The 8901-nt window shown below is 73.1% G+C and carries 8 protein-coding genes; 3 read left to right on the top strand and 5 right to left on the bottom strand.

All coding sequences use genetic code 11. From position 1 onward, the window contains the following. Window positions 1-187: hypothetical protein (locus CCR87_RS04595; RefSeq protein WP_207186556.1), on the top strand; the 187-nt coding region annotated here is incomplete at its 5' end. A gap of 4 nt (window positions 188-191) precedes the next feature. Here CCR87_RS04595 and CCR87_RS04590 read toward each other — a convergent pair. Beyond that, window positions 192-572 (bottom strand): hypothetical protein, encoded by a 381-nt coding sequence (locus CCR87_RS04590; protein ID WP_201156390.1) that lies wholly within the window; start codon window positions 570-572, stop codon window positions 192-194. Window positions 573-697: 125 nt separating this feature from the next. On the opposite strand from CCR87_RS04590, the gene CCR87_RS04585 reads away from it, so the two are divergent. Then, window positions 698-1363, top strand: a complete 666-nt coding sequence (locus CCR87_RS04585) for a carbonic anhydrase (protein ID WP_338048874.1) — start codon at window positions 698-700, stop codon at window positions 1361-1363. Between the two features lie 10 nt (window positions 1364-1373). Here the strand turns inward: CCR87_RS04585 and CCR87_RS04580 are convergent, their stop codons facing one another. From CCR87_RS04580 to CCR87_RS04565, 4 genes are read right to left on the bottom strand one after another with little or no spacing between them, the layout of a single operon-like run. Further along, window positions 1374-3455: a hypothetical protein gene (locus CCR87_RS04580; RefSeq protein ID WP_201156389.1), complete on the bottom strand. Its 2082-nt coding sequence runs from the start codon at window positions 3453-3455 to the stop codon at window positions 1374-1376. Then, a complete protein-coding gene (locus CCR87_RS04575; RefSeq protein ID WP_201156388.1) occupies window positions 3456-6278 on the bottom strand; it encodes a DUF4159 domain-containing protein in 2823 nt (940 codons plus the stop codon). It lies immediately after the preceding gene. Further along, on the bottom strand, window positions 6275-7153 hold the full coding sequence (locus CCR87_RS04570; RefSeq protein WP_242511855.1) for a DUF58 domain-containing protein: 879 nt from the start codon (window positions 7151-7153) through the stop codon (window positions 6275-6277). Before CCR87_RS04570 ends, CCR87_RS04575 begins: the two co-directional genes overlap by 4 nt. Continuing rightward, a complete protein-coding gene (locus tag CCR87_RS04565; RefSeq protein ID WP_201156387.1) occupies window positions 7150-8172 on the bottom strand; it encodes an AAA family ATPase in 1023 nt (340 codons plus the stop codon). Before CCR87_RS04565 ends, CCR87_RS04570 begins: the two co-directional genes overlap by 4 nt. An 89-nt stretch (window positions 8173-8261) precedes the next feature. Here CCR87_RS04565 and CCR87_RS04560 point away from each other — a divergent pair, with 89 nt between their 5' ends. After that, entirely contained in the window at window positions 8262-8849 is a 588-nt protein-coding gene (locus CCR87_RS04560; protein ID WP_201156386.1) for a DUF1285 domain-containing protein, read from the top strand. Window positions 8850-8901: the final 52 nt, after the last annotated feature.

Below are 8901 nucleotides of genomic sequence, written 5' to 3'. Positions count from 1 at the left end.
CGACAGCCGGGCTCGGTCGGGTGCCGGGGGGATGGCGGGGCTGGATGCGCTGGGGCGCGACCATGCCGACCCCGCACCCGACCGAGCCCGGCTGTCGGCGCGTGGCCAGGCCAACATCGCCGCGCATTATGCGGCCGACCTCGCGTTTCTCGACGGGCTCGACCGTGCGGGGCTGCCGGGGGGCTGACCCTTCAGCCGTGGCCGTTGCGCAGCGCGTGCAGCGCGCTGAGCGAGCGGTCGGTGATGCGGTGCAGCCGGGTCCATGTCGCGGCAAAGGCCACCATGTCGCCGCGACCGGCACAGGTGGCCACATCGCCCGCCACCCGCGCCAGCGAGGTCATGCCCACCGTTCCCGCGCGCCGTGACAGCGCCAGCGCGTGGCGGCGGATCTGTCGCGTCTCGCCGCCCTGGTAATGCTCCTCCATCCGCGCGAGCCTGCGGGCCATCTCCTCCAGCGCGAGGCCGGTGATCCCCGCCGCCGCGCCCCGGCCGACATCCGCGACCAGCCCGCGCAGGCGGGCGGGGTCCAGCCGGACCCCTTCTTCGTGACACAGCGCGACCACCTGGCCCATCGTCCCCTCCGCCATCCATCGTTGCGTTGTGTTTACCCTGACCGCCGGGTCTCAAGATTTCCTTTCCGTCGCGTGCGATCCCCCTCGAAAAGCCGATGCCTTCGGGATAGGCAGGACACGCAATGGTGAACGGACGTCCCCACATACGGCAGGCGAGCCCGCTGCCCTCGGACCTGGTCGCCCGCTATCGCGACTGGCGGGCCACCCGCTATGAGGAGAAGCGCGGCCGCTACGCCCAACTGGCGAGCGAAGGGCAGCGCCCCCACGCCATGGTGATCTCGTGCTGTGACAGCCGCGTCACCCTGCCGGAGATGTTCGGCGCCGATCCGGGCGAATTCTTCGTGCACCGCAACATCGCCTCCATCGTGCCGCCGCATGACCCGGGCGCGCAGCGCCATTGCACCTCGGCGGCGGTGGAATACGCCGTCAGCGTGCTGCAGGTGCCGCATGTGCTGGTGATCGGGCATTCCGGCTGCGGCGGCGTGCAGGGGTGCCACGACATGTGCGCGGGCCTCGCCCCCGCGCTGGAGGCCGAGGGCAGCATGGTCGGCCGCTGGCTCGATGTGCTGCGGCCGGTCTATGCGCGGACCATCGACGTGGACCCTGCGCTGCGGCTGGGCGCGATGGAGCGGGCGGGGGTGCTGATCTCGCTCGAGAACCTGCTGAGCTATCGCTTCGTGCAGGCGCCGGTCGCGGCGGGGCGGCTGCGGCTGCACGGGCTGTGGACCGACATCGCCAGCGGCGTGCTGGAGGAATACGACGCCACCAGCGGGACCTTCGTGCCGCTCTGAGCGCGCGGCCTCAGGGCTTGCGGCTGGCACGGCCCTCGCGCAGCCAGGCCGCCAGCGCCAGACCCGCGGCCGCCAGCAGCCACAGCCATGCCGGCAACAGCGTCGCGGTACGCAGATCGGTGGTCGCCTGGGCGTCGCGCGGGGTGATGCCGATCCAGCCGCGCCCGGCCGCCGCGCGCCCCTCGCGGACCTGACGCAGGTCCGGCAGTCCCTCGGCGATCGGCAGCGCGCCGCCGCGCGTGGTCCCCACCAGCGGCGCGAGCGTGTCGGCGGTGGCGATGGTCTGCTCGAATTCGCGCGGGGCCGAGGGGCCAAGCGCGATCACCGCATCCAGCGTGCCGTCGGTCAGGCGATAGAGCCCGATCCCGGGCGCCTCCCACCGGGCGGCGAATCGGCCGGGGGTTTCCTCGGTCAGATCCAGCGTCACCTCGGCCCCGTCGGGACCGGTCACGGTGACGGGGGCGGCGGTGTCCGCCAGGGTGCGGCGCGTGACGGTGATGGTGCCGCCCTGGGCGGTGGCGGTCAGCGCTTCTTCCTCCAGCTCCGGCTCGCCCATCATCCAGTGGGCCAGACGGCGCAACAGCTCCAGCTGCGGCCCGCCGCCCTCGTGGCCGCGATCCCACAGCCAGGCGTGGTCCGAGGCCAGCAGCGCCAGCCGCCCGTCGCCGACCCGGTCGAGGATCAGCACCGGACGGCCCTCCGGCCCCTCCATCACGGCCTGCCCGGTCTCCTGCTCCACCTCCACCAGCCGGAACCAGCGGCCCCAGCCGGGACCACCATCGTCGGCGCGCGGCATCGCGTCATCCAGGCCCTCGGTCACCGGATGGCGTCGGCCAAGATCCGACAGCTCCGGGCGAAACCCCACCTCCAGCACCCGCGACGTCGGCCGCGCCGGAAAGGCGAACCCCAGAGGCGAGCGCCAGATGCTCTCCACCCCCGCAAGCTCGGGACCGGCGGCCACCAGCACCGCGCCGCCCCGTTCGACATAGCGGCGCACGTTGTCATAGTAGCTGGCGGGCAGGATGCCCCGGCGGCTGTAGCGGTCGAAGATGATCAGGTCGAACTCGTCGATCTTGTCGATGAACAGCTCGCGCGTGGGAAAGGCGATCAGCGACAGCTCCGACACCGGCACGCCGTCCTGCTTGTCGGGCGGGCGCAGGATGGTGAAATGCACCAGATCGACCGAGGCGTCGGACTTCAGCAGGTTGCGCCAGGTCCGTTGCCCGGCGTGCGGTTCGCCCGACACCAGCAGCACCGACAGCCGATCGCGCACGCCGTTGATCTGGACGATGGCGGCGTTGTTGCGCGTCGTAAGCTCGCCCTCGGCCTCGGCCACCTCGAACTGAAGCACGTTCATCCCGCCGCGCTCCAGCATGACGGGCAGCGCCAGCTCCTCGCCGACGGGGACGGTGACGGTGCGCGCGTCCTCGCCGTTGACCGACAGCGACAGGCGGGCCTGCCCGGCCTGTGCGGGGGGGACGTCGCCCTGATCCTCGACCTTCAGCGTCAGGGTGACGGACTCGCCCAGGATGGCGAATGCGGGCGCGTTGCGCACGATCAGGCGGCGGTCCCAGTCGTCGGGCTGGCCGGTCAGCAGGGCATGCACCGGGGCGGGCGTGTCGGGGGCGAGCTGCGCGTCGTGGATCTGGCCATCGGTGATCAGCACCACGCCGGCGATGCGGTCGGCGGGCTCCTCCGACAGGGCGCCGGCCAGCGCCTGCATCATCAGGGTTCCCGCGTTGTCGTCGGTGTCGCGCAGCCGGACTACCCGCAGCTCGGTGTCGGCCAGGCGGGCGACGCGCGCCTCCAGATGCTCCAGCGCCGCCGCCGCCTGCGCGGCGCGGTCGGTCAGGCGGTTCGACGCGGTTTCGTCCACCACCGCGATGACGATGTCGCCCAGCGCGCGGCGCTCCTCGGTCTGGAGCGAGGGGTTGGCGAGGGCTGCCAGCACCATCGCCGCCGCCAGACCGCGCAGCCACCACCCCGACAGCCCCCGCCACAGCGCCAGCGCCACCATTCCCGTGGCCAGCCCCGCGCCCACCCAGATCAGCACCATCGGCACCAGCGGGTCCAGAAGGATCGTCTGTGTCATCTACTGCCCCAGCCGTTCGAGCAGGGCGGGCACATGCACCTGGTCGGATTTGTAGTTCCCCGTCAGCACATGCATGATCAGGTTCACGCCGAAGCGATGCGCGATCTCGCGCTGCCGGTCGCCCGCGGCGCCGCGCCCGATCTGCATCATCGGCCGGCCGCGCTCGTTCACCGCCCATGCCGCGGCCCAGTCGTTGCCGCCGATCACCACCGGGCTGACGCCGTCATTGAGGTTGCGAAACGGCATGCCTTCCGCGCGTTCCGCGTCGGGGGCCGAGGCCTCGACCCAGACCTGTCCGGTGTGGCGGCCGGGAAAGTCCTGGATCAGGTAGAAGGTGCGCGTCAGCACATGGTCGTCGGGCACCGGCTCCAGCGGCGGGATGTCGAGGGGGCGCGCGATCTCCTGCAGCCGCCGCCCGGCGGGCGAGGAGAAGCCGAACCCCGCCATGTCCGCGTCGCGGGTGTCGAACAGGATCATGCCGCCCGCGCGCAGATACCGGTTCAGGCGGGCATAGGCGGCCTCGGACGGGGTTGGCGCGCCCTCGGTCACGGGCCAGTAGAGGAAGGGAAAGAACGCCAGCTCGTCGGTTTCGAGGTCGATGCCGATGGGGTCGGCGGGCTCCACCGTGGTGCGCTCGAACAGCGTGCGCGACAGCCCGCGCAGGCCCGCCTCGGCCACCTGGTCGATGCGCGGGTCCCCCGTCAGCACATGGGCGAGGACCACCTCGGCGGTGGCCCGCAGCGCCAGCCGGTCGTCGCTGGGTGCCTGTTCCTGTGCCTGTGCCTGGTCCTGCGTCTGGGCGTGGGCCGGGGCGGGGCCGTGCATCAGCAGCGCCAGCGCCAGCACCGCCGCCCCTCGCAGCGCCATCAGTCGCCCCGAGACCGCCAGCGCCGCAAGGATGTCGGCCATCAGCGCCACAAAGGCCAGCGACAGCAGCGCGCCCTTGAGCGGCGTCTCGCGGGCGGTCTCCAGCCCCTCCACCGGGATCCGGGCGGGCCATGTCGCGGGCGCCAGCGTTGTCCCGGCTCCGGCCACGTTCAACGCCACCCGGCGGTCGTCGGCGGCATAGACGCCGGGCGGAAGGCCCGCACCGGGACCGGCATCGGGGCCGGACCCCTCCAGCGCCGCGCCCAGCGCCGCGCCGTCGACACCGGCCATCGTGCCCGCAGGCGCCACCGCGCCGAAGCCGTCCATCACCCGCTCGGCCGTCCAGGTCGCGCCAACCAGATCCGCGGCATCGGGGCGTGCCGGGCGGGTGGAGATCGCCAGCCGCTCCAGCATCTGCACGAACAGCCCCGACAGCGGCAGGGTGGACCACTCGGCATTGGCCGTGACGTGGAACAGCACCACCTGGCCCTGGCCGATCGCGCGGCGCGTGACCAGCGGCGTGCCATCGGCCAGTCGCGCGATGCCGCGCTGCGCAAGCTCGGGGTCGGGCTGTGCCAACACCTGCGCGCTGACGGTGACATCCTCGGGCACGGCCAGGCCGTGAAACGGCGAGGTCTCGTCGAACGGCTCCAGCTGGCGCGGGGCGCCCCAGCTCATGGCGCCGCCGACGGTGCGCCCGCCCGCCCGCAGGCGCACCGGCATCAGCGGGTCCAGCTCTCCGCGGCTGACGTCGCTGGCGGCCAGGCGCGGCCCGGCAAAGCGCACCAGCAGCCCGCCCCCCTCCATCCACTCGGTCAGCATGTCGGCCTCCACCTCGGTCACGCGGGCGATGTCGGCCAGGATGATGACGTCGGGCGCGGCCAGCAGGATGTCGTCGATGCCGCCGTCGATCAGGTCGGCCACCGGCTCTAGCGCCTGGCGGAGATAGAACAGCGGCGACAGCAGCTCCAGCCCTTCGCGCCCGTCGCGCGGCGCCAGCAGCGCCACCTTGCGCCGTTGCAGCCCGTCGTCGGTCAGGCTGACGGTGCCCGCGCCGCGCTCGGCGGCGATCTGGAAGCGGGTGATGCGGTTGCGCAATTCGGGCTGCAACGACAGCGACAGCCCCGCCACCGCCGCGCCGGGGCCGAATGCGGCGGTGCCGCGGGCCAGCTCACGCTCCACCCCCGACGGGTCGGGGCCGTGGGCGGTGATCGTGACCTCGGTACGGCTGTCGGCGGGGGGGCTGCGCAGCGCCTCCAGATGGATCAGGCCACTTTCGAACCGGGCCGGGCGCAGCGCCAGCGCCGGACGCGGGCTTTCGATGACCCGCACCGGGCCGCGGGCCTCCAGCACCGCCAGCACATCGGCGCGCCCGGGCCGGTCGAGGCCGTCCGACAGCCACACCGTTTCCGTCTCGGCCGCACCCAGGGCCGCCTCCAGCGCGCGCGCCACATCGGCCGGGGGGGCCCATGGCCGCGGCACAAGGCCCGCGACACGGCCCGACCAGTACTCGGCGCCGCGAAAGGTGATCTCGCCGCCCGCAAGCTCCGACAGCGTGGCCACCGCCACCGGGCGCCCCGCGCGGCCCGCATCGGCCAGAAGCGCCGTCACCCGGTCCTGGTGGCGCGGCCAGTCGCGCGCGCTGGCCCAGCTGGCATCGATCAGGATCAGCAGCGGCCCGGTGCCGGGGCTGCGCTCGGCCGGGTTCAGGACCGGGCCGGAGAACCCCACGATCACCGCCGCGATCGCCAGCAGCCGCAGCGCCAGCAGCCACCACGGCGTGCGGTCGGTCTCGGTCTCGGAGTCCCTCAGGCCCAGCAGCAGCACCACGCCGGGAAACCGCCGCACCACCGGCGCGGGCGGCACCGCGCGCAGCAGCCACCACACCACCGGCAGCGCCAGCAGCGCCAGCAGCAGGCCCGGCGCGGCGAACCCCAGTGACCCCAGCGTCATCATGCCCGCACCCGGTCAAGCGCCTGGTGCAGCCACATCAGCGCGCCCATCGCCGGGTCGCCCGTATGGTGGCAGGTAAAGCGCCAGCCGGTCAGCCGCGCCAGCTCCTCCAGCCGGTCCTTGCGCTCGGCCAGCCGTTGCAGGTAGCGGCCGCGCAGGTCGCCCGCCCGCAGGGTCTCGTGGCGAAGGGCCCCGCCCATGCTCTCGAAGATGGTGCGGCCGTCGAAGGGGAATGCCTCCTCCACCGGGTCGAGGACCATCACCAGCGCGCCCTTGACACCGCGGTCGGCGGCGGCGGTCAACGCCCCCTCCACCGGCCCGAGGTCGCCCAGGAAATCCGACAGGAACACCGCGCGCGCATGCGCCGGAAGTCCGGTCGCGTCTGGCGCGCCGTAGTCGGACGCGCCGTCGTCGCACAGCCGTGCGGCCATCCGCATCAGCTGCACCTGACCGGCGCGCGGGGCCATGTCGGGCGCCGCCAGCCCCACCCGCTCGCCTGCGCGCACCAGCAGCACCGACAGCGCCAGCGCCAGAAGCCGCGCCCGGTCGGCCTTTGGCGCACGGTCGCGGGCGCCCGAAAATGCCATGGAGCGCGCGTCGTCGACCCAGAATGTCACCGACTGCGCCGCCTGCCATTCGCGTTCGCGCACGAAATGCGTGTCCGAGCGGGCCGAGCGGCGCCAGTCGACCAGCCGCAGCCCGTCACCCGCATGCGCGGGGCGGTACTGCCAGAACTCGTCGCCCGCGCCCGCCCGCCGGCGGCCGTGTTCGCCCAGCATGACGGTGGCCGCCAGATGCTCGGCCTCGGCCAGCAGCGGCGGCAGGGGGGCTGCCAGACCTTCGGCGCGGTGGCGCAGGGCAGGGGGGGCGGCGGTCAAGCGGCCTGCTCGATGTGGGTGATGCGGGCGGCGACACCGTCGATCAGCGTGGCGAGGTCCTCGCCCCGGGCGCGCGCGGCAAAGCCCAGCGCCATGCGGTGGCTCAGCACCGGGCGGGCCAGCGCGCGCACATCCTCGATCGAGGGGACCAGCCGCCCGTCCAGCAACGCGCGCGCCCGCACCGTCAGCATCAGCGCCTGAGCCGCGCGCGGCCCCGGCCCCCAGCTGACGGCGGCGGTGACCTCGGGCAGCGCCTCGGGCCCGCCGGGGCGGCAGGCGCGCACCAGATCGAGGATCGCCTCCACCACCGATTCGCCCACCGGCATCCGGCGCAGCAGGGCCTGCGCGGCCAGCAGCTCGTCGGCGGTGAACACCGGCTCCACCTCGGCCTCGGTTGCGCCGGTGGTCGCCAGCAGGATGTCGCGCTCGGTGTCGCGGTCGGGATACTCCACGGCGATTTGCACGAGGAAGCGGTCGAGCTGCGCCTCGGGCAGGGGATAGGTGCCCTCCTGCTCGATCGGGTTCTGGGTGGCCAGCACGTGGAAGGGACGCCCGAGCGGCATGTGGCGGCCCGCGACGGTGACCTCGCGTTCCTGCATGGCCTGCAGCAGGGCGGACTGGGTGCGGGGGCTGGCGCGGTTGATCTCGTCGGCCATCAGCAGCTGGCAGAAGATCGGCCCCTCGATGAAGCGAAACGCGCGGCTGCCGTCGTCGCGGGTGTCCAGCACCTCGGAGCCGAGGATGTCGGCCGGCATCAGGTCGGGCGTGAACTGGATGCGCGAGCCCTTCAGCCCCATCACCGTCGACAGCGTGTCCACCAGCCGCGTCTTGCCCAGCCCCGGCAGCCCGATCAGCAGCGCATGCCCGCCGCACAGAAGCGCCGAGAGGACCAGCTCCACCACCTGCTCCTGTCCGATGAACCGCCGGTCGATGCTGGCGCGCGCGGTCGCGAGGCGCGTGCCGAGGGCGGCGATCTCGTCCACCATGGCATCGGCGGTGTCGGGGGTGTGGGTGGTCATGCGCGCGCCTCCGGGCGTGGCGAAGCCCGGGGTGGGCTCCTATGTCCATTATGGGGCAACTATGCCACCGGCAGCCGAAGGCAAAAAGCATGTGCTCACAAAACATCGTGAAACCGTCGCCCGACAGCCTGGCCGCCGGGGCCAGCGCCGCCGCAAGGGGCGGTTTGCCGCCGGTGGAGCGCTGGAATCCGCCGTTCTGCGGCGATCTGGACATCCGCATCGCGCGGGACGGGACGTGGTATTACCTGGGCACGCCGATCGGGCGTCCGGCGCTGGTGCGGCTGTTTTCCTCGATCCTGTGGCGGGAGGGGGAGAAGTATTTTCTCGTGACCCCGGCCGAGAAGGTGGGGATCACCGTGGACGACGCGCCCTTCGTGGCGGTGGATTTTGTGGCGGAGGGGGCGGGGCGCGACATGCGGCTGACCTTCACCACCCATGTGGGCGACGTGGCGGTGGCCGGGCCCGAGCATCCCATCCGGGTGGCGCGGGACCCGGCAACGGGTGAACCCGCGCCCTATGTGCGGGTGCGCCGCAACCTGGAGGCGCTGATCGACCGCAAGAGCTTTTACCGGCTGGTGGAGATGGGCTGCCATGCCGAGCATGACGGCGCCCGCTGGTTCGGGCTGTGGTCGCAGGGCGTGTTCTTTCCGATGATCCCCTCGGCCGAACTGGAGTGAGGCGCGGGACAGGGGGGCGGCGGGCACCGCCGGGCCGTGGCTCCCACCCACC

Source organism: Rhodobaculum claviforme (assembly GCF_016653255.1).
Classification (GTDB): Bacteria; Pseudomonadota; Alphaproteobacteria; order Rhodobacterales; family Rhodobacteraceae; genus Rhodobaculum; species Rhodobaculum claviforme.
This window is presented reverse-complemented; position numbering and strand designations above follow the sequence as displayed.

Bases quoted from the DNA above. Each gene is read 5' to 3' on its own strand.
- CCR87_RS04590 (WP_201156390.1), bottom strand. From the start codon at position 572: ATGGGCCAGGTGGTCGCGCTGTGTCACGAAGAAGGGGTCCGGCTGGAC.
- CCR87_RS04580 (WP_201156389.1), bottom strand. From the start codon at position 3,455: ATGACACAGACGATCCTTCTGGACCCGCTGGTGCCGATGGTGCTGATC.
- CCR87_RS04575 (WP_201156388.1), bottom strand. From the start codon at position 6,278: ATGATGACGCTGGGGTCACTGGGGTTCGCCGCGCCGGGCCTGCTGCTG.
- CCR87_RS04565 (WP_201156387.1), bottom strand. From the start codon at position 8,172: ATGACCACCCACACCCCCGACACCGCCGATGCCATGGTGGACGAGATC.
- CCR87_RS04560 (WP_201156386.1), top strand. From the start codon at position 8,262: ATGTGCTCACAAAACATCGTGAAACCGTCGCCCGACAGCCTGGCCGCC.